22 protein-coding genes and 1 pseudogene are annotated in these 24,882 nt (G+C 63.2%); 11 read left to right on the top strand and 12 right to left on the bottom strand.

The genetic code is table 11. The features are described from left to right. Positions 1 to 32: 32 nt before the first annotated feature. From cysN to AC5J09_RS16870, 4 genes are all read right to left on the bottom strand, one after another. Positions 33 to 1,529, bottom strand: coding sequence for a sulfate adenylyltransferase subunit CysN (gene cysN / locus AC5J09_RS16855; RefSeq protein ID WP_018094481.1), 1,497 nt, complete (start codon positions 1,527 to 1,529; stop codon positions 33 to 35). Then, on the bottom strand, positions 1,529 to 2,482 hold the full coding sequence (gene cysD / locus AC5J09_RS16860) for a sulfate adenylyltransferase subunit CysD (protein ID WP_275596613.1): 954 nt from the start codon (positions 2,480 to 2,482) through the stop codon (positions 1,529 to 1,531). The genes cysN and cysD overlap by 1 nt, the downstream gene beginning before the upstream one ends. Before the next feature lie 47 nt (positions 2,483 to 2,529). Continuing rightward, positions 2,530 to 3,324 carry a phosphoadenylyl-sulfate reductase gene (locus AC5J09_RS16865; RefSeq protein ID WP_411921988.1) on the bottom strand — a complete coding sequence of 265 codons (795 nt, stop codon included), beginning with the start codon at positions 3,322 to 3,324 and terminating at the stop codon, positions 2,530 to 2,532. Between the two features lie 143 nt (positions 3,325 to 3,467). Further along, positions 3,468 to 4,820, bottom strand: a complete 1,353-nt coding sequence (locus tag AC5J09_RS16870; protein WP_100674572.1) for a chloride channel protein — start codon at positions 4,818 to 4,820, stop codon at positions 3,468 to 3,470. Positions 4,821 to 4,975: 155 nt separating this feature from the next. On the opposite strand from AC5J09_RS16870, the gene AC5J09_RS16875 reads away from it, so the two are divergent. After that, positions 4,976 to 5,362 (top strand): DUF6152 family protein, encoded by a 387-nt coding sequence (locus AC5J09_RS16875; RefSeq protein WP_026168560.1) that lies wholly within the window; start codon positions 4,976 to 4,978, stop codon positions 5,360 to 5,362. Further along, positions 5,362 to 5,841, top strand: a complete 480-nt coding sequence (locus AC5J09_RS16880; protein ID WP_494298055.1) for a DUF6644 family protein — start codon at positions 5,362 to 5,364, stop codon at positions 5,839 to 5,841. The genes AC5J09_RS16875 and AC5J09_RS16880 overlap by 1 nt, the downstream gene beginning before the upstream one ends. A gap of 1 nt (position 5,842) precedes the next feature. Here the strand turns inward: AC5J09_RS16880 and betA are convergent, their stop codons facing one another. The 4 genes from betA to betI form a co-directional block, all read right to left on the bottom strand. Further along, on the bottom strand, positions 5,843 to 7,492 hold the full coding sequence (gene betA, locus AC5J09_RS16885; RefSeq protein ID WP_324763072.1) for a choline dehydrogenase: 1,650 nt from the start codon (positions 7,490 to 7,492) through the stop codon (positions 5,843 to 5,845). A gap of 152 nt (positions 7,493 to 7,644) precedes the next feature. Continuing rightward, the gene (gene betB / locus AC5J09_RS16890) at positions 7,645 to 9,108 is read right to left on the bottom strand and encodes a betaine-aldehyde dehydrogenase (RefSeq protein ID WP_494298056.1); all 1,464 of its coding nucleotides are present in this window, start codon (positions 9,106 to 9,108) and stop codon (positions 7,645 to 7,647) included. Between the two features lies 1 nt (position 9,109). Further along, the gene (gene betC / locus AC5J09_RS16895; RefSeq protein ID WP_494298057.1) at positions 9,110 to 10,648 is read right to left on the bottom strand and encodes a choline-sulfatase; all 1,539 of its coding nucleotides are present in this window, start codon (positions 10,646 to 10,648) and stop codon (positions 9,110 to 9,112) included. Positions 10,649 to 10,751: 103 nt separating this feature from the next. Then, positions 10,752 to 11,372, bottom strand: a complete 621-nt coding sequence (gene betI / locus AC5J09_RS16900) for a transcriptional regulator BetI (RefSeq protein WP_338278545.1) — start codon at positions 11,370 to 11,372, stop codon at positions 10,752 to 10,754. A gap of 144 nt (positions 11,373 to 11,516) precedes the next feature. Here betI and AC5J09_RS16905 point away from each other — a divergent pair, with 144 nt between their 5' ends. From AC5J09_RS16905 to AC5J09_RS16915, 3 genes are all read left to right on the top strand, one after another. Next, a complete protein-coding gene (locus AC5J09_RS16905; RefSeq protein ID WP_018094491.1) occupies positions 11,517 to 12,065 on the top strand; it encodes an HdeD family acid-resistance protein in 549 nt (182 codons plus the stop codon). A 107-nt stretch (positions 12,066 to 12,172) separates the two neighbouring features. Continuing rightward, a complete protein-coding gene (locus AC5J09_RS16910) occupies positions 12,173 to 13,972 on the top strand; it encodes an EAL domain-containing protein (protein WP_494298058.1) in 1,800 nt (599 codons plus the stop codon). Positions 13,973 to 14,051: 79 nt separating this feature from the next. Then, a complete protein-coding gene (locus tag AC5J09_RS16915; RefSeq protein WP_100674551.1) occupies positions 14,052 to 15,053 on the top strand; it encodes an NAD(P)H-quinone oxidoreductase in 1,002 nt (333 codons plus the stop codon). A 301-nt stretch (positions 15,054 to 15,354) separates the two neighbouring features. Here the strand turns inward: AC5J09_RS16915 and AC5J09_RS16920 are convergent, their stop codons facing one another. Then, on the bottom strand, positions 15,355 to 16,092 hold the full coding sequence (locus AC5J09_RS16920) for a DUF3750 domain-containing protein (protein WP_100674550.1): 738 nt from the start codon (positions 16,090 to 16,092) through the stop codon (positions 15,355 to 15,357). 71 nt (positions 16,093 to 16,163) lie between these two features. Here AC5J09_RS16920 and AC5J09_RS16925 point away from each other — a divergent pair, with 71 nt between their 5' ends. The 3 genes from AC5J09_RS16925 to AC5J09_RS16935 all read left to right on the top strand — a co-directional run bounded on the left by AC5J09_RS16925 (position 16,164) and on the right by AC5J09_RS16935 (position 19,177). Continuing rightward, positions 16,164 to 17,171: an asparaginase gene (locus AC5J09_RS16925; RefSeq protein ID WP_494298059.1), complete on the top strand. Its 1,008-nt coding sequence runs from the start codon at positions 16,164 to 16,166 to the stop codon at positions 17,169 to 17,171. A 90-nt stretch (positions 17,172 to 17,261) separates the two neighbouring features. Next, positions 17,262 to 17,882 carry a glutathione S-transferase family protein gene (locus AC5J09_RS16930; protein WP_003536681.1) on the top strand — a complete coding sequence of 207 codons (621 nt, stop codon included), beginning with the start codon at positions 17,262 to 17,264 and terminating at the stop codon, positions 17,880 to 17,882. A 386-nt stretch (positions 17,883 to 18,268) separates the two neighbouring features. Then, positions 18,269 to 19,177, top strand: a complete 909-nt coding sequence (locus tag AC5J09_RS16935; protein ID WP_440853140.1) for a LysR substrate-binding domain-containing protein — start codon at positions 18,269 to 18,271, stop codon at positions 19,175 to 19,177. A gap of 30 nt (positions 19,178 to 19,207) precedes the next feature. Here the strand turns inward: AC5J09_RS16935 and AC5J09_RS16940 are convergent, their stop codons facing one another. After that, positions 19,208 to 19,867, bottom strand: coding sequence for a glutathione S-transferase family protein (locus tag AC5J09_RS16940; RefSeq protein ID WP_494298060.1), 660 nt, complete (start codon positions 19,865 to 19,867; stop codon positions 19,208 to 19,210). Positions 19,868 to 20,131: 264 nt separating this feature from the next. On the opposite strand from AC5J09_RS16940, the gene AC5J09_RS16945 reads away from it, so the two are divergent. Then, a complete protein-coding gene (locus AC5J09_RS16945) occupies positions 20,132 to 22,468 on the top strand; it encodes a putative bifunctional diguanylate cyclase/phosphodiesterase (protein ID WP_494298061.1) in 2,337 nt (778 codons plus the stop codon). Positions 22,469 to 22,634: 166 nt separating this feature from the next. After that, positions 22,635 to 23,414, top strand: coding sequence for a L,D-transpeptidase family protein (locus AC5J09_RS16950; protein WP_494298062.1), 780 nt, complete (start codon positions 22,635 to 22,637; stop codon positions 23,412 to 23,414). A gap of 142 nt (positions 23,415 to 23,556) precedes the next feature. Here the strand turns inward: AC5J09_RS16950 and AC5J09_RS16955 are convergent, their stop codons facing one another. Further along, positions 23,557 to 24,033 carry a MarR family winged helix-turn-helix transcriptional regulator gene (locus AC5J09_RS16955; protein WP_100674541.1) on the bottom strand — a complete coding sequence of 159 codons (477 nt, stop codon included), beginning with the start codon at positions 24,031 to 24,033 and terminating at the stop codon, positions 23,557 to 23,559. A gap of 108 nt (positions 24,034 to 24,141) precedes the next feature. Here AC5J09_RS16955 and AC5J09_RS16960 point away from each other — a divergent pair, with 108 nt between their 5' ends. Beyond that, complete coding sequence (locus AC5J09_RS16960) at positions 24,142 to 24,564, top strand: organic hydroperoxide resistance protein (RefSeq protein ID WP_010968954.1); 423 nt, start codon at positions 24,142 to 24,144, stop codon at positions 24,562 to 24,564. Between the two features lie 96 nt (positions 24,565 to 24,660). On the opposite strand, the pseudogene AC5J09_RS16965 reads toward AC5J09_RS16960, so the two are convergent. Continuing rightward, a pseudogene (locus tag AC5J09_RS16965) lies at positions 24,661 to 24,874 on the bottom strand (alkylphosphonate utilization protein). Positions 24,875 to 24,882: the final 8 nt, after the last annotated feature.

Raw genomic sequence — 24,882 nt, forward strand, 5'->3', positions numbered from 1 at the left:
GCCCCTTTGCTGATAGGCAAACGGTAAGAGCGTCAGCCGTCGATCGAGTCGATGATACCCACCGCCTTCGCGGCGGTTATCCGGCGCACCTCCACGTCTTCGCGGCGGGCGGCGAAGAGCTCCGTTGCCATGAGCTGATCGGCAAGATCTGCCGGCAGCGACAGGATCACCCGGCTTTCCTCGGCATGGATGCCCCCGAGCGCGGCGCGCTTGGCAGTGATCATGCCGCCCGCCACCGTGTTGTTGGTGTCGGGGTCGATCAGGATGAAGGCGCCGGTCGTGCGGTTCTGCTCATAGGTGTCGAAGATCGCCTGTTCGTCGAAGGCGAGGTGCACCTTGCCGATCGCGTTCATCGGCAGTTCGTCTGCGTGGTTCCACTTGCCGCTCTTGAGCTCGAGCTGGCTGACCGGCTGCACCTGCACGCGCTGGCGGCGGCTGCCGGACTTCAGCCAGTAGCGCTTGCCCGGCTGGATGCCTTCCGGCTGCAGCGCCACGAGTTGCGCATCGAAGGCGAGCCCGGTCATCGGCTGGCTGTCGATCGAGGCGATGACGTCGCCGCGGGAAACGTCCACCTGGCGGTCGAGCACCAGCGTGATCGCGTCTCCCGCTACCGCCGCATTGCGCACGAGATCGAAGGTGACGATCTTGCTCACATTGGCGACCATGCCCGACGGCAGGATGACGACGGAGTCCCCCGGCTTCACCGAGCCGCCGGCAACCGTGCCCTGATAGCCGCGGAAGCTCTCTCCCGGGCGCGATACGCGCTGCACCGGCAGGCGGAAGCCGACGGTCTGGGCGGAGCGGGTCGTGGCAAGCTCCAGAATTTCGATGAGCGTCGGGCCGTCATACCAGGGCATGGAAGCGCGGCCGTCATAGACGACGTTCTCGCCCTTGAGCGCCGAGACCGGGATTGCGGTGACCTGGCGCACCCCGAGCGAAAGGGCCAGCTCCCGGAACTCGTGCGAGATCTGGTCGAAGCGGGCGCGATCGTAATTCGTCAGGTCGATCTTGTTGACGGCGAGCACGAACTGGCGGATGCCCATCAGCGTCGCGATCGTCGCGTGGCGGCGGGTCTGCTCCAGAAGGCCGACGCGCGCGTCCACGAGCAGCACCGCGAGGTCGGCGGTCGAAGCGCCGGTCGCCATATTGCGGGTATATTGCTCGTGGCCGGGCGTGTCGGCGACGATGAAGGAGCGCTTGTCGGTCGCGAAATAGCGATAGGCCACGTCGATGGTGATGCCCTGTTCACGCTCGGCCTGAAGGCCGTCGAGCAGGAGAGCGAAATCCGGAAGGCCGAGATCGTTCTGCTTGCCGCCGGAATCGCGCTGAAGGCTTGCCGCCTGGTCTTCCTTGACCGCCTTGGTGTCCCAAAGCAGCCGGCCGATCAGCGTCGATTTGCCGTCGTCGACGCTGCCGCAGGTGATGAGGCGAAGGGGGCGCGTGTCGCGCACGACCCGCGCAGTCTCCTGCATCGGAAGGGATACGACGGTTTGATCCAGGACTGCGTTCGCTGCTGCCGGTGCGGTCATCAGAAATATCCTTCGCGTTTCTTCTTTTCCATCGAACCGGCCTGATCGCGATCGATCGCGCGGCCCTGACGTTCGGAGACGGTCGCGGTTTCAAGTTCGGCAATGATGTCGTCGAGCGTGTCGGCTTCGGAGCGGATCGCGCCGGTGAGCGGGAAGCAGCCGAGCGTGCGGAAGCGGATGACTTCCTCGCGCTTGACCTCGCCGGGAAGCAGCTCGAGGCGAGGATCCTCGGCGAGGATCAGCATGCCGTCGCGCTCTACGACGGGGCGCTTCTTGGCAAAATAGAGCGGAACGATCGGGATCTCTTCCGCCTGGATGTAGCGCCAGATGTCGACCTCGGTCCAGTTGGACAGAGGGAAGGCACGGACGCTCTCGCCCTTGCGGATCATGCCGTTGTAGACGTTCCAGAGTTCCGGGCGCTGATTGCGCGGATCCCAGCGATGATCGGGCGTGCGGAAGGAGTAGATGCGCTCCTTGGCACGGCTTGCCTCCTCGTCGCGGCGCGCGCCGCCGAATGCGGCGTCGTACTGACCCGCGTCGAGCGCCTGGCGCAACGCTTCGGTCTTCATGATGTCGGTATAGAGCGCCGATCCGTGCGTGAACGGCGTGACGTTTTCGGTTGCACCGCGCGGATTGGTGTGGGCGACGAGGTCGAGATCGTATTTCGCGGCCATCTCGTCGCGGAATGCGATCATCTCGCGGAACTTCCAGCCCGTGTCGATATGCAGGAGCGGGAAGGGGATGCGGCCGGGATAGAAGGCCTTGCGCGCAAGATGCAGCAGGACCGACGAATCCTTGCCGATCGAGTAAAGCATTACGGGGCGCTCGAATTCGGCCGCGACCTCGCGGAAGATGTGTATCGCTTCGTTCTCCAGCGCCTTCAGATGCGGATCGAGCGGCGGTTTCGTGCTCTGCGGATTATGCAGTTCCGTTTCCGGAAGAGTGTGGGGCATTGCTAACTCCGGGGGAAGATCGTGGTCTTCGGGTGCGCGCGTGGCGCTCAGGCCGCGTTGCTGGCGTTGGGGATGATCGAGGAAGCCGCTTCCGGCACATGCAGGCCGCATTCGCGCTTCTCATCGTTCTCCCACCACCAGCGCCCGGCGCGCTCCGGCTCACCGGGCTTGATGGCCCGGGTGCAGGGCTCGCAACCGATCGACGGATAGCCGCGGCTGTGCAGCGGGTTGACGGGGATGGCCTCTGCCGCGACGTGGGCCTGGATCGTCTCGATGTCCCAGTCGGCGAGCGGATTGATCTTGATGAGCCCGCGCTCGACGTCGGCTTCAGCGAAAGGGGTCGTGGCACGGTTGCCCGACTGCCCGCGCCGCAGGCCGGTAATCCAGTAGCTTGCCCCGTCGAGTGCGCGCGCAAGCGGCTTCAGCTTGCGCACGCCACAACAGGCATGCCGGGCTTCGACGCTTTCGTAGAACCCGTTCATGCCGTATTGCGCCACATAAGCTTCGATATCGGCTTTCTCGGGATAATAGCGCTTGATGAGGATGCCATAGGTCTCCTCGGTCTTGTCGATCAGGGCCACGGTCTCGTCGAAAAGACGGCCGGTCTTCAGCGTCGCGACTTCGATATCGAGATGGTTGCTGCCGATCGCGGCGGTAATGACCTGGTCCTCGATGCCGAGCGAAGTGGTAAAGACCGCGCGGCCTTCCAGCCCGGCGATGAATGCCAGACGGCCGGAAAGATCCAGCCCTTCGAGCTCGTCGTTGATGGCCTTGGCCTCTGCCTCGAGGGCAAACTCTTCCGCGTCGACCGCCACTTCTGCTTTGCGGGATTGCGTCGTCATGGCTGCATCCTGTTGCGATTTGCACGGAATATGGCAGCCGTTCATGACAATGGACAGAAATAGCGGTTTCTAATGCCGCGCGAACGGAGCAAATATCTCTCTGATCCCCAGAGGCCTTGAAAAAGGCGCCCGTGGCCGGTGCCTCACTGAGGTGCGGCTTCGCTTTTCGCGCTGCTCCTGCGCAGGAGAATGCTCTGGGCGATGAATGTTCTGGAAAGACCGTGATAGAGCGGCTCGGGCGAAACCAGCCGGGCGGTGACATAGCCAAGCATCGATGCGGCCATCAGGGCGATCACGCCCTGATGGTTGCCGGTCATCTCCATGATGATGACGAAGGCGGTCATCGGCGCCTGGACGATGCCGGCGAAGTAACCGGCCATGCCGAGCACGGCTCCCAAGGCGATGCTGGTGCCGAAAAGTGAACTCATCGTGCTGCCGAGTCCTGCGCCGATCGCAAGAGAGGGGGCGAAGATGCCGCCCGGGATACCCGAGATCATCGCCGCGAAGCTCGCGAACAGCTTGCCCAGGAAAAAGAAATAGGGAAGCGGCTCACCTGCGACCGCCGCTTGCGCCTGTTCGTAGCCCGTTCCGAAGGTGGCACCACCCGACAGGACCCCGACGATGCCGGTGGCGACGCCGCATCCGCCAGCCAGCATGAGCATGCGCTTCACGGGGGCCGGCTGCGCCCAGCGGCGAATACGCCGCGTCAGCCGAAGGCTGGCCGCGCTAAAGGCGGCGCCAAGAAGCCCGCCGCCTATTCCGCAGGCGAGAATGAGCAGGAAATCTTTGGCGCCGCTCGCCGTCGTCGAGCTGGTGCCGAAATAGGTGTAGTTGCCGGAGAGGCTCAGGGCCGCGAGGCCAGACAATATGACTGCGGTCAGAACGAGTCCGTTTGCGCGAGACTCGTAGGTCCGGCTCATTTCCTCGATCGCGAATACGATGCCCGCCAGCGGTGTGTTGAATGCGGCCGCGATCCCCGCGGCGGAGCCGGCAAGTATGAGCCCGCGCGCGTGAGCCATTCCGCCCCAGCGGGCGGCCTGCAGCATGATCGAGGCGCCGACCTGGACGGTAGGGCCTTCGCGACCAATCGATGCCCCGCCGAAGAGCCCGAGGACCGTAAGCAGGATCTTCCCGAAGGCAAGCCGCAGCGACAGCAGGCGCGAGCGCTCTTCCTCGCCATGCAGATGCCTTGCAGCGATGGCCTGCGGGATGCCGCTGCCTTGCGCGTTGGGGAAGAAGCGTATGGCGAGCCAGGCAGAGAGGACGAAAACCGCAGGTGTGAGGAGCAGGGGAAGCAGAAAGCTCCACTCCCCGGCATCCGTCAGCCGGCGGAAGGCGTGTTGCGCCCAATCGGCGGCTTCGGCGAAGGCGACGCTGATCACGCCGATCGCAATTGCGCCGACCCAGAAGACCAGTCTTGGCCGCCAGACGCCGTAGGATCCCCAAAGGACTCTGGACCGGCGGAGGAGTTTCGATTTGGTGTAGGCCGAAGGCATCATGTTCTCTTAGCGAGTATGCCCTTCGAACACAAATCGGGAGTCTGCCCCTGAGGATCGCGAGACCCTGCCGTTCAACAATCGGTGAGCGCGCTGTTCTTGCCCCATGCGTGCTCCATGTTCAGGCATCATCAACGCAGGAGAAGGAAATGCCGATGGCTACGTCTTTGTCGTCACGCCTCCCCGCGGCCGGTTTGCTGAGCCTGCTTCTGGTGACGGGCGCCTACGCGCATCACGGCTGGTCCTGGGCGGAGGCCGATCAGGTCGAGCTTTCAGGGACGATCCGCGAGATCTCCATGGCGCCGCCGCATCCGACCCTTCAGGTCGAGACGACGGATGACGGCACCTGGCGGGTCGAACTCGGCAACCCGCGGCTCACCCAGCGTTCGGGCTTTGTGGAGGGGGTAGCCAAGGCCGGCGATCCGATCGTGGTGCTGGGCAACCGCTCGCTCGACCGGAACGAGAAGAGGATGAAGGCCGTGCGGATCACCGTCGCCGGCAAGGTCTACGACATCTATCCGGAGCGCATACGGACGAATTGATGGAGGAGGCGCTGACGTGGATCGGGGCGTTGCCCTTCGCTTTGGCGATACGGCGCTCCGCGGTGCTCTACATCTTCGTGAACGCCGCCCACATACTCTCGATCGGGATAATCGTCGGTTCGATCCTGCCGCTCGACCTGCGGCTGCTCGGCTTCTTCCGCGACGTGCCGATCGCAGTGGTCGGCCCCTATCTTTCACGCGCGGCTGCGATCGGCATCGCGTTGGCTATCGCCACCGGTTTCTGTCTCTTCAGCGTTCGCCCGGTTGAGTATGCCCGCAACCCCGCCTTCCTGACGAAGATGACGCTGCTCGTGCTCGGCGTACTCAACGCCGCCATATTGCACCTGACCCCGCAATGGCGCGACGCAATCAAAGGCGGGCCGCTCTCCCCGAGGGTCCGCCTTTCAGCGCTGCTTTCCATGTCGATCTGGACCGGTGCGGTCCTTGCCGGGCGCTGGATAGGTTTCCTCTCGGAATAACTTACCTGTCGCTCACCGCCCAGCGCGGATTGATCCACGGCTCCTGGTTCGAGCGGGCGAGCGGCTGCTTGCCGAGGATATGATCGGCGGCCTTTTCGCCGGTCATGATCGAGGGGGCGTTCAGGTTGCCATAGGTGATGTGCGGGAAGATCGAGGAGTCGGCGACGCGAAGCCCGTCGACACCGATAACCCGGGTTTCGGGGTCGACCACGGCCATCGGGTCGTCCTTCGCACCCATCTTGCAGGTGCCGCAGGGATGATAGGCGCTTTCGAGATGCTCGCGCAGGAACCCATCGATCTCCTCGTCCGTCTGCACCTTTTCGCCGGGCTGGATTTCTGGGCCGCGATAGAGGTCGAAAGCCTTCTGCCCGAAAATCTCGCGCGTCAGCCGCACGCAATGGCGGAACTTCTCCCAGTCCTCCGGGTGGCTCATATAATTGAAGCGGATCACCGGGTCGGCCTTGGGATCGGACGAGCGAAGAGTGACGTCACCACGCGACTTGGACAGGTTATAGCCGACATGCACCTGGAAGCCGTGCGACTTCGCCGCCGCCTTGCCGTCATAGCTGATCGCCACCGGCAGGAAGTGGTATTGGATGTCCGGCTGCTTCACGCCGGGTGCCGAACGCAGGAAGGCGCAGGACTCGAACTGGTTGGAAATTCCGAGGCCTCTCTTGAAAAAGAGCCATTGCGCACCGGCGACGCCCTGCCAGAACCATGGCAGCCAGGAATAGAGTGAAACCGGCTTCGTGCTCACCTGCTGGAAATAGAATTCCATGTGGTCCTGCAGGTTCCGGCCGACGCCGGGTCGGTCGGCCTTCACGTCAATTCCCATCTCCTTGAGGTGGGCGGCCGGTCCGATGCCGGAAAGCATCAGCAGCTTCGGCGAATTGAAGGAGGAGGCGGAGACGATCACTTCGCGGTTGGCCTTCACCACCTCGATCCGTCCGCCCCGCTCGATCTCCACGCCCGTCGCCCGGCCGTTCTCGATCACGACCTTGCGGGCGAAGCAACGGATGAGCTCGACATTCGGACGTTTGAGGGCCGGCCTCAGATAGGCGGAAGCGGCCGACCAGCGGCGGCCCTGCCACGTCGTCTGCTCCATCAGCCCGAAGCCCTCCTGCTTCGAGCCGTTATAGTCCTCGGTGACTTCGAAGCCGGCCTCTTTTCCCGCTTCGATGAAGGCGTGAAAAAGGGGATTTTTGACCGGGCCGCGCTTGACGTGCAGCGGCCCGTCGGTGCCGCGCCAGCCCTCTTCGCCGCCATGCGAATGCTCCATCCGCTTGTAATAGGGCAGCACGTCCGCATAGGCCCAGCCTTTGGCGCCGAGTTCCTCCCAGCGGTTGAAGTCTTCCGAATGGCCCCGGACATAGACCATGCCATTGATCGAGGAGGAGCCGCCGATCACCTTGCCGCGCGGCGCGGTGATGCGCCGGTTGTTGAGGTTCGGCTCGGGTTCGGAGAGATAGCCCCAATTATAGCGGTTCATGTTCATCGGCCAGGCAAGCGCCGCCGGCATCTGGATGAACGGGCCGACATCGGAGCCGCCGAACTCGAGCACGATGACCGAATTCCTGCCGTCTTCCGACAGGCGATAGGCGAGCGCCGAGCCCGCCGAGCCGGAACCGATGATGACGAAATCTGCCTGCATGAGCGTGGTCTTTCTTGCTTCTGGGATGGCCCGCCTGCCGCGGCCTTCTCCCGCGCCAGGAAAAAGGCATATGCCGCGCCGGTCCCCTCTCCCCGCGCGGGGAGAGGGTTAGTCCTCGAGTCAAACCCGAGGAGAGGGCATAACTGCAAAGCTCAGTACGGCGCCTCGACCGGCCCCATGCCGACATAGACGGTCTTGAGCTCGGTATAGTGGTTCAGTGCCGCGACCGAATTCTCGCGTCCGAAGCCCGATTGCTTGGACCCGCCGAAGGGGATCTCTACCGGGCAGAGATTATAGGTGTTGATCCAGAGCGTGCCGGCCTCGAGCCGGTCGGCGACCCGGTGGGCGCGGGTGAGGTCAGCGGTGAAGACGCCGGCCGATAGGCCGAACTCGGTGGCGTTGGCACGTGCGATGACTTCCGCCTCGTCGTCGAAATCGAGCACGCACATGACCGGTCCGAAGATTTCTTCCCGCGCGATCGTCATACCGTCGGTGACGTCGGCGAAGACGGTCGCCTGGATATAGGTGCCTTCGCCGCTCACATTGTTGGGAATGCCGCCGCCGGTGACGAGGCGCGCCCCTTCCGCTCTGCCCTTCTCGATATAGGAGAAGACCTTGTCGCGTTGCGCCGCCGAGACCATCGGCCCAAGCTGCGTCGTCTCGTCCAGGGGGTCGCCGATGACGATCGCTTCGGTGCGTTCCTTGAGACGGGCGAGGAAGGGCTCCTTGATCTTCTTCTGCACGAAGACGCGGGTACCGTTGGAGCAGACCTGGCCGGTCGAGTAGAAATTGCCGAGCATTGCGCCGCCGATCGCGCTTTCGAGATCGGAATCCTCGAAGACGATCAGAGGCGACTTGCCGCCGAGCTCCATGGTGACGTGCTTGAGTTCCGCGGCGGCGGCGCCGGCCACCTTCTTTCCGGTCGGCACGGAGCCGGTGAGCGACACCTTTGCGACGTCCGGATGGTTGACGAGGAGCGGGCCCGTCGCGCGGTCGCCCTGAATGACGTTGAAGAGGCCCTTCGGCAGACCCGCTTCGATGAGGATTTCGGCGATCTTAAGTGCGCCGAGCGGGGTGTTTTCAGAAGGCTTGAACACCATCGCATTGCCGGCGACGAGCGCAGGCGCACCCTTCCAGCAGGCAATCTGTTGCGGGTAGTTCCAGGCGCCGATGCCGACGCAGACGCCGAGCGGCACCCGCTTGGTATAGGCAAAGTCGCCGCCGAGCGGGATATAATCGCCGTTGAGTGCGGCGGGCGCGACGCCGCCGAAAAATTCGAAACTGTCGGCACCGGACGTCGGGTCGGCCACGATGGTTTCCTGGATCGGCTTGCCCGTGTCGAGCGTTTCGAGCTCGGAAAGCTCGCGGTTGCGCTGGCGCATGATTTCGGCGGCCCGCTTCAGGACACGCCCGCGCGCGGTCGGGCTCATCGCCGCCCATTCCGGCTGTGCGCGCTTCGCCGCTGCGATCGCCTTTTCGACGATCGAAGGCGTTGCCGCGTGGAGGCGGGCGATGACTTCGCCGGTCGCCGGATAGATGCTCTCGATCACCGTGCCGCCGGTGTCCTCGACATATTCGCCGTCGATGAAGTGCGAGGCTTTCGGTTGGGCTCTCATCTCATTCTCCTCGCGGATAGCGTTTGGACTCCTCGAGATTGTCGAGGTTCATGTGATTGCGCATGTATCGCTCCGATGCCTTTTGCAGCGGCTGGTGATCCCAAGGGTAATAGGCGCCGTTTCTCAGCGCCTCGTAGACGACCCAGCGGCGGGCCTGGCTTTCGCGTACGGCAGCATCGAAGGCCTGCATGTCCCAATGGGCGGCGCGCATGTCCTGGAATGCGGTAAGCGTTGCCTGGTCGACAGGTCCGCTCGGCTTCGCTGCGAGGTTCGTGAGCTCCAGCGGATCGGTCTCGAGGTCGAAGAGCTGGTCCGGATCGAGTGCGCAGTGGATGTATTTCCACTTGCCCTCGCGAATGGCGACCAGCGGCGCATAGGAGGCCTCGGCCGCATATTCCATCAGCACCGGTTCGGTGCGCTCGACGCCGTTGACCATCGGCACGAGGCTGACGCCATCGGTCCAGGGCTTCACTTCCTCGAGCGAAATGCCGGCGAGGTCCGCAAGCGTCGGCGTCACGTCGAGATTCGAGGTCGGCGTCAGATGCAGGCCGGGTGCGATACCGGGGCCGGCGATCATCAGCGGCACGCGCGCAGAGCCTTCGAAGAAGTTCATCTTGAACCAGAGGCCGCGCTCGCCGAGCATGTCGCCGTGGTCGGAACAGAAGAGGATGAGGGTGTCATCGAGCATCCGCATCCGCGTGAGGGTGTCGACCAGTTCGCCGACCTTCTCGTCGAGATAGGAGATGTTGGCGAAATAGGCGCGGCGAGAGCGGCGGACATTCTCCTGCGTCAGCTCGAAGTTCCGGTAGTCGCAGGACAGCATGATGCGCTGCGAATGCGGGTCCTGCTCGTCGAGGGGGATAGCGTCGACCTCGGGCGTGAGGTGCTCGCAATCCTCGTAGAGGTCCCAGAATTTGCGCCGCGCGACATAGGGGTCGTGCGGATGGGTAAAGGAGACGGTGAGGCACCAGGGGCGCCGGCTCGCATCGTCGTTTTCCCGCGAAAGCTGGTAGAGCTTCTGGTTGGCGAGGAATGCCACCTCGTCGTCGTATTCCATCTGGTTGGTGATCTCGGCGACCCCGGCGCCGGTGACGGAGCCGAGATTGTGATACCACCAGTCGATCCGCTCGCCCGGCTTGCGGTAATCCGGCGTCCAGCCGAAATCGGCGGGATAGATATCGGTCGTCAGCCGCTCCTCGAAGCCGTGCAGCTGGTCCGGTCCGACGAAGTGCATCTTGCCGGAAAGCGCGGTGTAATAGCCGGCCCGGCGCAGGTGATGTGCATAGGTCGGGATCGACGACTGGTACTCGGCGGCATTGTCATAAACCCGCGTGCGGCTCGGCAATTGCCCGGCCATGAAGGATGCTCGGGCTGGGGCACATAGTGGCGACGAGGTGTAGTTGTTGCGGAAACGGGCCGATCGCTTGGCCAGCGCCTTCAGGTTGGGCGCGTGCAGGAAGTCTGCAGGCCCGTCCGGAAAAAGCTTTCCGTTCAGCTGGTCCACCATGATGATCAGAATATTCGGCTTCCCGGTGGTCACTTGATCGTTTCCTCGTGGTTCGAATTCTTGCTTCGTCTTGCTTGGCCGGTCGGCGATTGTCAGCTGCGGCTGCCGCCACCTTCTGCCCGCCGGGAGGGAGGGGCTAATCCTCGGAGTAAACCCGGGGAGGGGAGCCTTTCCCGTCGCTCGCCCTCAGATGCGCATTCACGTAATCTTCCGTGAGCGCCACCGAGGCTTCGATGCTGATCGGCGCCGATTTCAAACTTTGCCGGATGTAGAGCCCGTCGATCATCGCAGCGGCGCCCTCGGCGATGCGTTCCGCGTCATCTGCCGGGCAGAGCGCTCTCAGACCCGCGAGCAGGTTTGAGCGCAGCCGGCGCGCATAGATCACCAGCAGCCGCCGCACTTCCTCCGACCGTTGCGCCTCCGAATAGAAGGCGAGCCAGGCTGCGACCGTCTCCGGCGCGAACTGATCGGCGCGAAAACTCACGCTGATCAGAGCACTCACCTTTGCGCGCGGCGTCGAGGCCGCCTTCATCGCAGACACGGCGTCGTCGCGCAGCTTACCGAGAAGGCTGCGGATCGTGGCGATCAGCAACTGTTCCTTGCTGCCGAAATAGTGATGCGCGAGCGCGGGCGAAACGCCGGCCGTCCGCGCGATATCCGACATGGTGACCGCGAGCGTCCCCTGGTCGCCGATCACGCGCAGCGCCGCATCGACCAACGCCTTGCGGCGCACCGGCTCCATTCCGACCTTGGGCATCTTCGAACTCCTCTGGCTCTAGCTTATTTTTGATTGATCCATCAATCAATAAAAAAATCCTGCGCTTTTCTCTTTCTTTTTGCTTGGAAATCCGGCTCAATCAGCGGGAGGCGTCCATGCGCATAGGCATGACTGGAGGTTGAAATGGTTCACGCGTTCGATCCCGCCGGCAGAGAGGCCCTTGCCGGAAAATGGGGGTGGTTCGTCGCACTCGGCGTGCTTCTGATCATGTGCGGCGGCATCGCCTTCGGAAACCTGCTGATGGCGACAGTCGCCTCCGTCTATTACGTCGGTCTCATCATGCTGATCGGCGGCCTGCTCAACCTCGCCCACGCCTTTCAGGTCAAAAACTGGGGGAGTGTCCTTTACTGGATCTTGAGCGGTGCCTTTTATGCTGCGGCAGGCCTGTTCGCTTTCATCAATCCTGTCCTCGCCTCCTCCGTGCTGACGTTCCTGCTGGCGGTGGCGCTGATCGCCGCCGGTTGCTCCCGCATCTGGGTAGGGTTCAGGCTTCGGCCTCTTGGAGGCTGGGGGTGGATGGTCATCGGCGGCCTCGTGACCCTGCTAGCCGGCCTCATCATCGCTGCCGGCTGGCCGGTCGACAGCCTCTGGATACTGGGTCTTTTCCTGGCGGTCGATCTCGTCATGCAGGGGCTGGCCTCGATCGCCTTCGGGGTTCTCGCTAGGGGCTGAGCAAGCTTTTCCGAAGCTTCATCAAACTTTCACATTCGCGAAAGATTTCGTTGACGCCTGGCTCCGATGCTGGCGCGCGTTTGTGTGTCCTATCCCTGGAGCCCGGCATGTCGGCCGCCCCCGCAGAAATCCTGTCGCTTCGCCGTTTCGGCGACGACCAGATCGTGACCCTTGCCAAACTCGTCATCGAAAATGCCCTCCAGCCGATCGTGGAAGCAGCGACCGGGGCGGTGTTCGGCTATGAATCCCTGATGCGGGGTTTCGAGCGCCTGGGTTTTGCCTCGCCGGTCGAATTGCTCGACAGGGCCGAGAGCGCGGGGCAGTTGCTCGCGCTCGAGCACCTGATCAACAGCCGCGCCGTCGCCGCGTTTGCCACGCTCCCGGACTTTTCGGCGCGCACGCTCTTTCTCAATTTCGATGCGCGGCTCGTCGGTGCCGAGGGCGACATCGTCGATCGCCTCGTCAATCACTTGAAGCGTGCGAATATCGCGCCGTCCTCCCTTTGCTTCGAACTGTCGGAACGTTTCGACAGCAGCAAAATGCCTGACTTTTCCGCGCTCGTGCGACAGCTGCGGCTTGCGGGATTCAAGCTCGCGATCGACGATTTCGGTGCGGGGTTCAACGGGCTGAAACTGCTCTGCGACCAGCCGGTCGACTATGTGAAGATCGACCGGCACTTCATCTGCGATATAGACAAGGACTCCCGCAAGCGGCACCTCGTCCGGCATACGGTCAACATGGCCCATGTGCTCGGGTCGCGGGTCATCGCCGAGGGCGTGGAGACGGAGGCGGAGTTTCTCGTCTGCCGTGATCTCGGTTGCGATCTGATGCAGGGCTACTTCATCGCCCGACCGACGACGCACGTCACGGAGCTGCAGGCCGTCTACGCTCATCTCGAACCGGCGGCCGGCGCTCGGCGCCCGTCTGCGACCCTTGACGGCATCCTGATCCGCAAGGAGATCGAGCAGCTTCCGGCAGCGAGGGAGAGCGACGACCTCGATTCCGTGTTCGACCTTTTCCGGCTCAATCCACGCCAGGCTTTCTTTCCGGTCCTGAATGCCAATGGCGAACCGCGCGGCATCCTGCACGAGTATCACGTCAAGGAGATGATCTATCATCCCTTCGGCCGCGACCTCCTGAAGAACCGCCTCTATCAGCGCCGCATCTCGCATTTCGTCACGCCCGCGCCGATCGCCGATCTCGACACGCCCGCCGACGAGATGCTCAAGATCTTCGCCGGCATGAACGGGAGCGACTGCGTCATCCTCACGGAGAACATGCGCTATGCCGGCATTCTCTCCGCTTCGTCGCTCCTGAAGATCATCAACGAGAAGCAGTTGAAGACGGCCCAGGAGCAGAATCCGTTGACGGGCCTCCCCGGCAATCGCGCGATCCGCGATTATGTCCAGCACGCGATCCTGGACGGCGACCAGGCCCGCTACTTCTGCTACTGCGACTTCGACGATTTCAAACCCTTCAACGATACCTACGGCTTCCAGAAGGGGGATCTCGCGATCACGCTCTTTGCGGCGCTCCTGCGGCGCCACTTCATAGGCGAAGGGAAGTTCCTGGGTCACGTCGGAGGCGACGATTTCTTCGTCGGCATCGAGGGTTCTACCGAGGAGGATATCCGGGGCGTCCTTTCACGTCTGATCGACGACTTTCGCTCGGACGTCCGCCAGCTCTATTCGCCCGAGCATCTGTCGGCGGGACGGATCAGCGGATATGGCCGCGACGGCACCACGAAGGCTTTCCCCCTGATGCGCTGTTCGATCGCGGTGCTTTTGCTTCCGGAAGGCCTTGTCCTCTCGGACGGGCAGACCGTGAGCAAGCGGATCGCGGAGATAAAGGCGCGCGCCAAGGCGAGCGAAGAAGGCCTCGTCATGGAGCCCCTCGACCGGACCTGAGCAGCGGATGCACGACGAACTTTCCCGAACGGCAAGAGGGCTATAGGTATAGGCGGAACCGTTTTGCGAGGATGCCGTCATGACCCTTCCGACAGAAATGACCTATGTCGATCTGCCTGGCCCCGGAGGGCCGGAGAATATGGTGCTGGCGCGGGGGGCGATGCCTGAGGTCCGGCCCGGCGACATTCTGATCCGCGTCGAAGCCTTCGGCATCAATCGGCCGGATGTCCTGCAGCGCAAGGGAGACTACCCGCTGCCCGCTGGGGCGAGCCCCATCCTCGGGCTCGAAGTTGCAGGCGAAGTGGTTGCTCTCGGCGAGGGAGCGGCCGGCTTCTCGACCGGCGACAAGGTCTGCGCTCTGGCCAATGGCGGCGCTTACGCGGAATATTGCGCCGTTCCCGCCACGCAGGCCCTTCGCTGGCCCAAGGGCTACGATGCCGCGAAGGCGGCAGCCTTGCCGGAGACTTTCTTCACGGTCTGGGCCAACGTCTTCGACATGGCCCGCCTGAAGGCCGGCGAAACGTTCCTTGTCCATGGAGGATCCAGCGGTATCGGCACGACCGCCATCCAGCTTGCCAAGGCACTCGGTGCAGAGGTCTTCGCGACCGCCGGCAACCTTGCGAAGTGCGAGGCCTGCGAGGCACTCGGGGCGAAACGTGCGATCAATTATCGTGAGGAGGATTTCAGGGCCGTCGTGCTGGAAGAAACCGGCGGTCGCGGGGTCGACGTCATTCTCGACATGGTGGGCGGGCGCTACTTCGATCGCAACATCGGCAGCCTGGCCAAGGACGGGCGCCTGTCGATCATCGCCTTCCTCGGTAGCGCCCGGGTGGAGGACGCCAACATTGCGCCAATTCTCATGAAGCGCCTGCAGATAATGGGTTCGTTGCTCCGGCCGCGCACCGCCGCCGAGAAGCAGGCAATCCGCGACGGGCTGGCGGAAAAGGTCTGGCCGCTGCTGGAAGGGGGCGAAGTTGCGCCGGTCATCCAGGCGATCCTGCCCTTCGCCGAGATTGCCGGCGCTCATCGGCTGATGGAGCAGGGCGATCATATCGGCAAGATCGTGATGCGGATCGGATAGCAAAAGACAATAAGACGATGGTCGCCCTTGTATTGGCCCAAAGATCGCTTACGTTGGGGTCAACGTCAACGAACAGAAAGGAAGGTGATCCAATGTCTAATGAGATTTCGGACCTCGTAATGGACATGGGAGAGGTGAAGGAGTCGAGGCAGCCCTCGGCTTGATAGCCGCCTTCCTTAGGGTCTCAGCACCCGGCCATTGTGAGGCCAAAGCTCATGGAAGGGCCGCCGCAGGGCGGCCCTTTTCCTATGGAGCGGGATGAGGAAAAATGTTTGCGGTTTTCCGCCAGCGTGCCATCCCCTCAGATTCCGAAGCGGCCGAGTGCCGGAATCTTGATGCCGGGCCGCGCGACGTCGAAGCCCGCCACCAGTCCCATGAAGTGCAGTTCCAGCCCGCTGCGCCAGCCGGCCGAGACGCCGGCGAGGCCGTAAAGCGTCGCATGCAGGTCGCGACCGTCGGCATCGACATGGAACAGTTTCCCCTCCGGCAGATAGTCGCGCCCGACCGCATCCGGCGGCAGCACGACGTCGAGCTCCGGCACCGATCGCAAGACATGGGCGACGAAAGTGTTGGAGTTGGGCCCGGGCCAGATTCGATAGGCGCCCGGCGAAGAATAGGGATAAGCCTCGATCGCCGTTTCGATCTTGGGGATCAGGCGCTTGGCTTCCTCGCCGCTGACTGCCACGACGATGCGCGGCTCGTTGGAATACCAGCGTCCGTCGGCCGCATAGGCGTTCTTGCGGATCGGCTTGCCCCAGCCGACCTTCTCATAACGGTTATAGGTAGGCGCCCCTTCGTCTTTGGTGACGATCCAGGCGTGGCTTGCCACCGCGCCCTTCATGCCTCCAGTGGTCGCCGAGAAGACGTATATCGCCGCCTGCGGGCTCGCAGCCGCATCCGCCAGAATACCCGACGACGACCAGTCCGCGTCGTGCCAGCTCTGCGGCCGCTCCTTGAGGTACCACAGGCCCGCCGAGGCGAGCGCCGGAAGCAGGTAGACGACGGCGAAAACGAGAAAGAGCTTGCGGAGGAATTTCATCTGCGGTGACTTTTCTGCCGTGGGATTCCTGATAGATGCATATCCGAAACTTGGAAAATTGAGGGCAGCCGATGTCGAATCCGGTTCTGGTCGAAGTAACGCGCGGAAATCTGGTCGAAAGCCGCCATCGGGGCATGATCGTCGCCGTCGATGGCGACGGAAAGATGCTGTTTTCCCTTGGCCAAACGGATGCTCATATCTTTCCGCGCTCCGCCTGCAAGGCAATGCAGGCGCTGCCGCTGATCGAAAGCGGTGCCGCCGACGCCTACGGTTTCGGCGATCGGGAGTTGGCGCTGGCCTGCTCGTCGCATTCGGGGGAGCCGGAACATGTGGCGCTCGCCGCCAAAATGCTGGCGGCTGCGGGGCGGGACGTCCAGGCGCTTGAGTGCGGCGCCCATTGGTCCTCCGACCAGAAGACGCTGATCGCCCAGGCCCGCTCACTCGAAGCGCCGAGCGCGCTTCACAACAACTGCTCGGGCAAGCATGCGGGCTTCGTCTGCGCCTGCTGCCATTCCGGGACCGAGGTCGAAGGCTATATCGGCTATGACCACCCGATCCAGCAGGAAATCCGCGGCGTCATGGCGGAGCTGACCGGAGCGATTCTTGATCGCGACAATTGCGGCGTCGACGGCTGCTCGATCCCCACCTACGCGCTCTCGATGAAAGGACTTGCTCACGGCTTTGCCAGGATGGCGAGCGGAGTCGGTCTCGGGACGGAGCGGGCGCGGGCCTCGAAGCGTCTGATCGACGCCTGCATGGCCGAACCCTTCTACGTCGCCGGCACCAAGCGCGCTTGCACGCGGCTGATGAAGACGGCACCCGGCCGCATTTTTGCGAAGACCGGCGCCGAGGGCGTATTCTGTGCGGCGATACCGGAAAAGGGTATCGGCATCGCGCTGAAATGCGAGGACGGCACGACCCGGGCCGCCGAGGCGATGGTCGCCGCGACGCTTGCGCGCTTCTTTTCGGACGATGACGAAATCCATGAGGCGTTGATGGCTCAGGCCAATCACGCGATGCGCAACTGGAACGGAATGCACGTCGGCGACGTGCGGGTGACGGAAGCCTTTGCCGCCTGACGCGATCTCGCTCAGGACTTGTCAATCGCGGCGATTCGATCTTCTGTGCTTCGGCGCCGCCGTCAGCCGCGCAATTTGGGAGGAAGAACGATGCTGAAACTGTTTTATACGCCTGGAACCTGCTCGCTTGCCTCGCACATCGCGCTAGAGGAAGCCGGTGCCGGCTATGAAGTGCATCGGGTCGATTTTTCCAAAGCCGAGCAGACCAAGCCGGACTACCTCACCATCAACCCCAAGGGGCGGGTGCCCGCCCTCGTGACCGACCGCGGTATCCTGACGGAGACGCCGGCCATTCTCGCCTATATCGCCCAAAGCTTCCCGAAGGCGCGGCTTGCGCCGCTTGACGATCCTTTCGAGTTCGCGCGGCTGCAGTCGTTTCTGAGCTATCTCTGCTCGACGGTTCACGTCGCTCATGCCCATGCGCGCCGGGCCGCACGGTGGGCAGACGACCCTGCGGCGCAGGAGGCGATGAAGGCCAAGGTGCCGCAGAACATGGCCGACTGCTTCGCGCTGATCGAGCGCACGATGTTCGTCGGCCCCTTTGTCAGGGGTGACGCCTATTCGGTCGCCGATCCCTATCTCTTCACCATCGCCGGCTGGCTCGAGTCGGACGGTGTCGATCCGGCCCGGTTTCCGCGGATCCTCGACCATCGCAACCGGATGGCCGAGCGTCCGGCCGTCGCCAAGGTTCTGGCCGAAGTGCAGTCGTAACGGCAATCGGCCGGGATCGGCAGAGCCGAAGCGTTGAAACGGGCGTTGGTCGCCCTCAGTTGCAGAGGTTCTCCGCCCCAGTGCGCGGCCAAGGCCATCCGGGGAACGGCAGATCCGCGAGTTCGCGTTCACCCATACGGAAGAGATCCGGATGCTGGAGAGGGTCGCGCGTCCAGTCGGAGGCGAGTCCTCGAACACTGTCGGACGAGGCCCCGGGGCGCTTCAGTATTGAGAAAACCTTCAGCATGTCGTCACCGTTCAGCTCGGATTGGAGTAGCGCGGCCGGTCACGCCGGCCGCCCAACCCTTTAACCTGTTGAAGGAGAATCCACCTCTTTGTCGAAGTTTGCAATTGAGATTGCGACGGCAGCGGTTTAGAAAAACTATATGAAAGACCTGAACAAGGTTCACCTGAACGGACTGCGCGCGGCCGAAGCGGTCGGCCGCCTGGGCTCGCTCGCCGCTGCGGCGGAGGAGCTCGGCGTCACCGCCGGCGCAGTCAGCCAGCAGATTGCAAAGACCGAGGCGCAACTCGGTCGTACGCTTTTCGAGCGCTCGCCGCGGGGGCTTGTGGTTTCGGATAGCGGACGCGCGCTGCTGACGCGATTGTCGAGCGCGTTCAGGGAGCTCGCCGAGGCAGTCGCGCAGGCACGCCGTCGTGACGATTCGGTATTGACGGTGTCGGTCGCGCCGGTCTTTGCGGCGCGCTGGCTCGTCTACCGGCTGGACCGCTTCGCCGAGCGTAATCCGGATATCCGGCTGAGGATCGACGCGACCACGACGCTCGCCAATCTGGAGACCTCCGATGTCGATCTCGGCATCCGCGTCGGGGCTGGACGCTGGCCGGGCGTGCGATCGGAACTGCTGCTCGAGCAGGAGGTCTTCCCGGTCTGCTCGCCGGCACTGGCCGCCGGACTTCGTGAGCCCGCGGACATACTGAAACTGCCCGCGGTGATCGATGCGCACGCAATGTTTTCCTGGGAACTATGGCTCAAGACCGCCGGCCTCACCGGTGCGGCCATGACGGTGCGCCACACCTTCAACGACGCTTCCCTGGCGCTCGATGCGGCGATTGCCGGGCAGGGGGTGATGCTTGCCTGGCAGACGCTTGCCGGATACGCGCTGCTGAGGGGGTCTCTCGTGGCGCCGTTCGGCATTCGCGCCAAGACCGGCTTCGGGCACTACTTCGTCACCTCCGTCTCACGCCGCGAAAGCAAGGGCGCTGCCGCCTTCAAGCGCTGGGTGCGCGAGGAAGTCGAGGACGGAATGCGGCAGCTCGCGGCGATGACGGGATGAGAAGAGCCTTCGCTCACCCAGCCAGGTGCCTTATTCCGGTTCCTTCAGCCGTTCCTCCATCATCGCCTTGAAGGCGGGGCGGGATTGGCAGCGCGCCAGCCAGGCCTTGACCTGGCGGTGCTTTTCGAAAAGGTCCGTCTGGCTCATCGTGTAGCGGAAAACCTCCGCGAGATTAAGGTCCGCGACGGTAAAGCGGTCACCCACAACGTAGTCACGATCGGCGAGGTGCGTTTCGAGTACGGAAAAGGCTTTTTCAAGGGAGCGGGCGCAGGCCGCGATCTCCGCCCGCCCTTCCGGCGTGTCCTTGATCCCGTTGTCATAGGCGAGAACGATCTTCACCGCATGCGGCTCGACCTCGGTCGCCGCCCACATCGTCCAGTTACCGATCTGCCCTTCCTCCCGGATATCGGCCGGTGCCAGTGGTCCGCCGTGTTTGCGGGCGAGATAAAGATTGTTGGCGAGCAACTCGGTCAGCACCAACCCGTCATCCTCGATCGCGGGTATGAGGCCCATCGGGTTTATGGCGAGGAAGCCCGGCGACTTCGTATTCAGGGGGGCATCCGCGGCCAGCGGATCGGCGACCCGGCGCGCCTGGACAACCGGCGCCGATCGAAAGGGCAGGCCGAGTTCCCCCGCCATCCAATAGTTGCGCGACGCGCGCGAACGGTAAACTCCATAGATCGTCAGCATTTCCCGCCGTCCTCCGATTGTACGTTCAGCTCCTTGCAGCGCGCGCGTCGGACCGACGAGCAAAGGTCGCTGTAACTCCTGCATGGTCATGCTGTAGGCCATCGCCGTCCTCGGCAGAAGCCGCCGGCAATGATAGGTCGCATGAATTCTTTTGATGCGAAGTGGCTCTGCGCAACCTTTAGACGATATTTCGCTGTGGAGTTTAGGGAAGGATAACCTCTTTTCGCTAAATCTGCGCGAGCGCCGCTCCTTCGGAGGTTTCGCTTGGCAAGAAAAACGTCCCGCAGCATCCGATATGCCGACCTGAACGCGGACGACAATGCGCAGACGCGTCGGCTGATCGATGCCGGCAGCCGCCTTGCCGACGAGGTCGCGCGTCTTTTTCCGCCCGAACCCGACATGGCCGACCGCCACTACTGGCTCGAAGCGATGATCAACCACGTTCCCGATTATATCTATGCGAAGGATACGGCGGGGCGCTTCCTGATCGCCAACGAGGCGACGGTCGCCGACAACGGCCTTGAAAGCCTGCGGGACCTCGTCGGCAAGACCGATTTCGATCTGCACCCGCACGAATTCGCCCAGGCCGTCGCCGATACTGAGCGACGCGTGTTGGAAACCGGCGAACCGATCTTCGGCATCGAGGAACGCGCCATCGTGACCAAGGGCCGCGATCGCTGGCTGATGACCTCGAAAGTGCCCTTGCGCAGCAAGAGCGGCGGGATCATCGGTATCGTCGGCATCTCGCGCGATATCAGCGATCGCAAGGCCGCGGAGCGCCTGCTCGAAGGTCAGGCCCGGTTGCTGGAAATGATCGCCAAGGGCAGGCCCCTTGGTGAGTTCTTCCACGAGCTGGTGCTGCTGATCGAAGCGCTGCTGCCCGGGATTAAGGCCTCCATCCTGCTCCTTTCAGAGGATGGCGGGCATCTCCTGCACGGCGCTGCCCCCAGCCTCGACGCGGATTATTGCGCCGCCATCCATGGCGTCGAGATCGGCCCTGCGGCCGGCTCCTGCGGAACGGCTGCCTGGTGCGGCGAACAGGTGATCGTTTCCGACGTCTTCGCCGACCCGCTCTGGGAGGAATACGCGCCTCTCCTGAGGCCTTCCGGCCTCCGCTCCTGCTGGTCCACGCCCATCCTGTCGCGCGAGCGCAATGTGCTCGGAACATTCGCGCTCTATGCGCAGGAGGTTGGAGCGCCGAGCGAGCAGCAGCAGGAACTGATTGCCATGGCCGCTCATCTCGCCGGAATAGCGATCGAGCGCAAGCGGGCGGAGGACCGCATCGGTTTCATGGCCCATCACGACGCCTTGACGGGGCTGCCGAACCGCGTGCTTTTCGAGGAGCAGGTCGCCGGCATGCTCGAGGAGATCCGCGAGCGGGATCAATGGGCCGTGCTCGCCTTTCTCGACCTCGACGATTTCAAACTGATCAATGACAGCCTTGGGCACGCCACAGGTGATGAGCTCCTGAAGGTCGTAGCCGGGCGCATGCGGGGTGCCGTGCGCAGGTCCGATTCCGTCGTGCGCGTCGGCGGCGACGAGTTCATCATCCTCCTGAACGGCCTGCCGAAGGAGCGCGACGTCGTGTTGTCGCGGCTGGAGGATATCCGCGCTGCAATCGCCATGCCGGTGCAGTTGCAGGGCCGCTCCCTGCAGGTGAACTGCAGCATGGGCGTGGCCTGCTTCCCCAACCAGGGCACGACGGCGGGCGAACTTCTCGCCAATGCCGACATGGCCATGTATCGCGCCAAGGAGCTCGGCCGCAACAACATCCAGGTCTTCACCGAGGCGATGGCCGCCAGAGCCCATGAAAAACTCCAGTCGCAAGAAGAGCTTCGCGAGGCGCTTGCGCGGGAGGAGTTCCTGCTGCATTTCCAACCGCAGATGAGCCTCGAAACCGGCCGCATCTTCGCTGCGGAGGCGCTGTTGCGCTGGCAGCACCCGATGCGCGGCACCATCTCGCCTGCGGCATTCATTCCGCTCGCCGAGGAAACCGGTCTGATCGTGCCGATTGGAGACTGGGTCCTGCGCGCCGCCTGCCGCCAGTTGAAGGCCTGGCAGGACGCCGGTCTGCCGCCGCTGATCGTCAGCGTCAACGTTTCCGCGCGGCAGTTCCGCGAGCGCAACTGGGCGGCGCGTGTGGCGGCGGTTTTGGAGGAGACCGGCCTCGAGGCCCGTTACCTCGAACTCGAGCTCACCGAAAGTCTGATCATGCAGGACGTGCCGGGGGCGATCGCCACGATGCATGCGCTGGAGGCGATCGGCGTGCACCTAGCGATCGACGATTTCGGGACAGGCTATTCGAGCCTCAGCGCGCTCAAGCGCTTCCCGGTGCGCCGGCTGAAGATCGACCGGTCCTTCGTGACGGACATTCCGGACGATGCCGACGACATGGCGATTACGTCCGCGATCATCTCGCTTGCACAGAAGCTCGGCCTGCGCGTCATTGCCGAGGGTGTCGAGACAAAGGCCCAAGTCGAGTTTCTCAAAGAAAGCGGCTGCGACGAGATCCAGGGCTACTTCTTCAGCCAGCCCTTGTCGGGTGAGGATTTCGAAGCGCTGCTTTCTTCCAGCGGCCGTGATGTTCGCGAGCGGCCGTAAATGCAATCTGGTGCCACAGGGAGCGGTTTCCGCTTGCGTCCCATTCCGACTTGCCGATAACCATTCGAGACGGCTTCGCAACGATTCACTTTCGAAGCACCTTGATCCGGCCCTCGGAATGGAGCACCTGGACTCTTTCCGTGCAGCACAACCCCGTTAGAGTTAGATGTCATCACTGCCAGCTTTGTCCCGACGTCAGTTTCTCCGCACATCCGGCTTGGCAATCGCCTCCGCCGGACTTGCGGGTTGCACCTCTTCGATGAATACGAACCGCTTCCGCGAGCAGACGATGCCGGTCTACCGCAATCCTGCGCTCGAAAGCCGCTGGAACGGGCCGCCGGGCGGGATATTCGAGGGACCGGTCGGCGAGGGGCCGATCGGCCTGCCGCCGCAGGATGCCTATTACGCGGAGATCTATGCGGCGCGGGAGGATGGCGGCTTTCTCATCCCGGAGGTGCCCTTCAGACAGATCGATCCGCGCTTCTATCGCCAGGAGGTCGGCGATCCCTTCGGTGAGGCCCCGGGCACGATCGTCGTCGATACGGCCGACCGCTATCTGTACCTCGTCCAGCCGGGCGGGCGGGCGATGCGCTATGGCGTCGGGTTAGGCCGCGAAGGCTTCGCCTGGTCGGGCCGCGGTCTGATCCAGTGGAAGCAGAAATGGCCGAAGTGGACGCCGCCGAACGAAATGATCGCCCGTCAGCCGGTACTGGCGAAATATTCTGCCGATAATGGCGGCATGCCGCCGGGACTCGACAATCCGCTCGGCTCGCGCGCTCTCTACATCTTTCAGAACGGCCAGGATACGCTCTATCGCGTCCACGGGACGCCCGAATGGCAATCGATCGGCAAGGCGGTCTCTTCCGGTTGCGTCCGCATGGTCAATCAGGACGTGATCGATCTTTACGATCGCGTGCGCAACAAGACGCCGATCCTCGTCATCTGACGGCCTTTCCGGGAGCGTAACGAAGGGGCCGTTCGTTTCGGAAGCGAAAATCGCTTCTTTCTGCGTTTTGATGACCAGCGAAAGCGTTAACTGCGAACTTCCGGACGGAGAGCCGTACACACTTTTCCCGCAGGTGCTCTTGTCAGCTTTCGTGTCGACTCCCGGCCAGCCGCTGCGTCAGCCTGTGCAGCGCGTCGCGCAATTCGCCGACCTCCTCCAGGCTGCAGCCTGATGCACTGCCGATGTCGCGCAGAATTCCGAAGGCTTCGGCCTTCAGCTCCCGGCCGCCATCCGTCAGGCTGACGATCACCTGCCGCTCGTCCGCCGCATCGCGTACGCGGCGGACATATCCGCCTGCTTCCAGCCGTTTGAGCAGAGGCGAAAGGGTGCCTGAATCGAGGCCCAGTTCTTCGCCGATTCGTTTCACCGTCATGCGGTCCTGCTGCCAGAGCGTGAGCAGCACGAGATATTGCGGATAGGTCAGCCCGAAGCGGTCGAGCAACGGCTTGTAGGCGCGATTGAAGGCATGCGCCGCCGAGTAGACGGCGAAACAGAGCTGGCGGCCGAGCGCCAGCACCTCATCGGAATCTGCGTCGAATTTTGCCGCTTTCCTCGTCATGATGTCATTGTCGCAAATTCACGCCGGCAAAGCAATTTGCAAAATTAATTTGCGCGCTATTTAATCTTGCGATATATAAATTCGGCAACCACAAGGAAGGAGACTGTCATGCCCATCCTCTACCGCACTACCGCGTCCGCGACCGGCGGCCGCGCCGGCCAGGCCAAGAGCAAGGACGGCGTTCTCGACGTGACGCTGACCGTTCCGAAGGAACTCGGAGGCGACGGCGCGCGCGGCACCAATCCCGAGCAACTCTTTGCCGCCGGCTATTCCGCCTGCTTCCTCGGTGCACTGAAATTCGTCGCCGGCAAGGAGAAGGTAAAGCTTGCGGAAGACACGACGGTGACGGGCACGGTCGGCATCGGACCCCGCGACGACGGGACAGGCTTCTTTATCGACGCGGCGCTGGAAATCTCGTCTCCCGGCGTGGAAAAGGCGGTCCTGGAAGACCTCGTCCAGAAGGCGCATATCGTTTGCCCTTACAGCCATGCGACCAGGGGCAATGTCGACGTTAAGCTGACGGTGGCCTGATAGGACCGTTGCAGATAGCCGAAGCCCGTAACCCCGGGCTTCGGCCTGCCCCGGCAGTTCCGCCGCAAGCAAGTGTCGGGGATCGATCGGGAGGTCTCACGCCTTCTTCAGAAACTCGGTACGCAGCACCAGTCCCTTGATTTTTTCTACCCGGCATTCGACCTCGTCCGGATCGTCCGTCAGGCGGATGCCCTTGACCAACGTGCCACGCTTCAGCGTGGCGGAAGTTCCCTTTACCTTCAGATCCTTGATCAGGATGACATTGTCGCCGTCCTTGAGAACGGCGCCGTTCGAAATCCTTGACGTCCATGGCCGATG

The sequence above is a fragment of the Sinorhizobium sp. genome, assembly GCF_059070375.1.

Bases quoted from the DNA above. Each gene is read 5' to 3' on its own strand.
- cysN (WP_018094481.1), bottom strand. From the start codon at position 1,529: ATGACCGCACCGGCAGCAGCGAACGCAGTCCTGGATCAAACCGTCGTA.
- cysD (WP_275596613.1), bottom strand. From the start codon at position 2,482: ATGCCCCACACTCTTCCGGAAACGGAACTGCATAATCCGCAGAGCACG.
- AC5J09_RS16865 (WP_411921988.1), bottom strand. From the start codon at position 3,324: ATGACGACGCAATCCCGCAAAGCAGAAGTGGCGGTCGACGCGGAAGAG.
- AC5J09_RS16870 (WP_100674572.1), bottom strand. From the start codon at position 4,820: ATGCCTTCGGCCTACACCAAATCGAAACTCCTCCGCCGGTCCAGAGTC.
- AC5J09_RS16875 (WP_026168560.1), top strand. From the start codon at position 4,976: ATGGCTACGTCTTTGTCGTCACGCCTCCCCGCGGCCGGTTTGCTGAGC.
- AC5J09_RS16880 (WP_494298055.1), top strand. From the start codon at position 5,362: ATGGAGGAGGCGCTGACGTGGATCGGGGCGTTGCCCTTCGCTTTGGCG.
- betA (WP_324763072.1), bottom strand. From the start codon at position 7,492: ATGCAGGCAGATTTCGTCATCATCGGTTCCGGCTCGGCGGGCTCGGCG.
- betB (WP_494298056.1), bottom strand. From the start codon at position 9,108: ATGAGAGCCCAACCGAAAGCCTCGCACTTCATCGACGGCGAATATGTC.
- betI (WP_338278545.1), bottom strand. From the start codon at position 11,372: ATGCCCAAGGTCGGAATGGAGCCGGTGCGCCGCAAGGCGTTGGTCGAT.
- AC5J09_RS16905 (WP_018094491.1), top strand. From the start codon at position 11,517: ATGGTTCACGCGTTCGATCCCGCCGGCAGAGAGGCCCTTGCCGGAAAA.
- AC5J09_RS16910 (WP_494298058.1), top strand. From the start codon at position 12,173: ATGTCGGCCGCCCCCGCAGAAATCCTGTCGCTTCGCCGTTTCGGCGAC.
- AC5J09_RS16915 (WP_100674551.1), top strand. From the start codon at position 14,052: ATGACCCTTCCGACAGAAATGACCTATGTCGATCTGCCTGGCCCCGGA.
- AC5J09_RS16920 (WP_100674550.1), bottom strand. From the start codon at position 16,092: ATGAAATTCCTCCGCAAGCTCTTTCTCGTTTTCGCCGTCGTCTACCTG.
- AC5J09_RS16925 (WP_494298059.1), top strand. From the start codon at position 16,164: ATGTCGAATCCGGTTCTGGTCGAAGTAACGCGCGGAAATCTGGTCGAA.
- AC5J09_RS16930 (WP_003536681.1), top strand. From the start codon at position 17,262: ATGCTGAAACTGTTTTATACGCCTGGAACCTGCTCGCTTGCCTCGCAC.
- AC5J09_RS16935 (WP_440853140.1), top strand. From the start codon at position 18,269: ATGAAAGACCTGAACAAGGTTCACCTGAACGGACTGCGCGCGGCCGAA.
- AC5J09_RS16940 (WP_494298060.1), bottom strand. From the start codon at position 19,867: ATGCTGACGATCTATGGAGTTTACCGTTCGCGCGCGTCGCGCAACTAT.
- AC5J09_RS16950 (WP_494298062.1), top strand. From the start codon at position 22,635: ATGTCATCACTGCCAGCTTTGTCCCGACGTCAGTTTCTCCGCACATCC.
- AC5J09_RS16955 (WP_100674541.1), bottom strand. From the start codon at position 24,033: ATGACGAGGAAAGCGGCAAAATTCGACGCAGATTCCGATGAGGTGCTG.
- AC5J09_RS16960 (WP_010968954.1), top strand. From the start codon at position 24,142: ATGCCCATCCTCTACCGCACTACCGCGTCCGCGACCGGCGGCCGCGCC.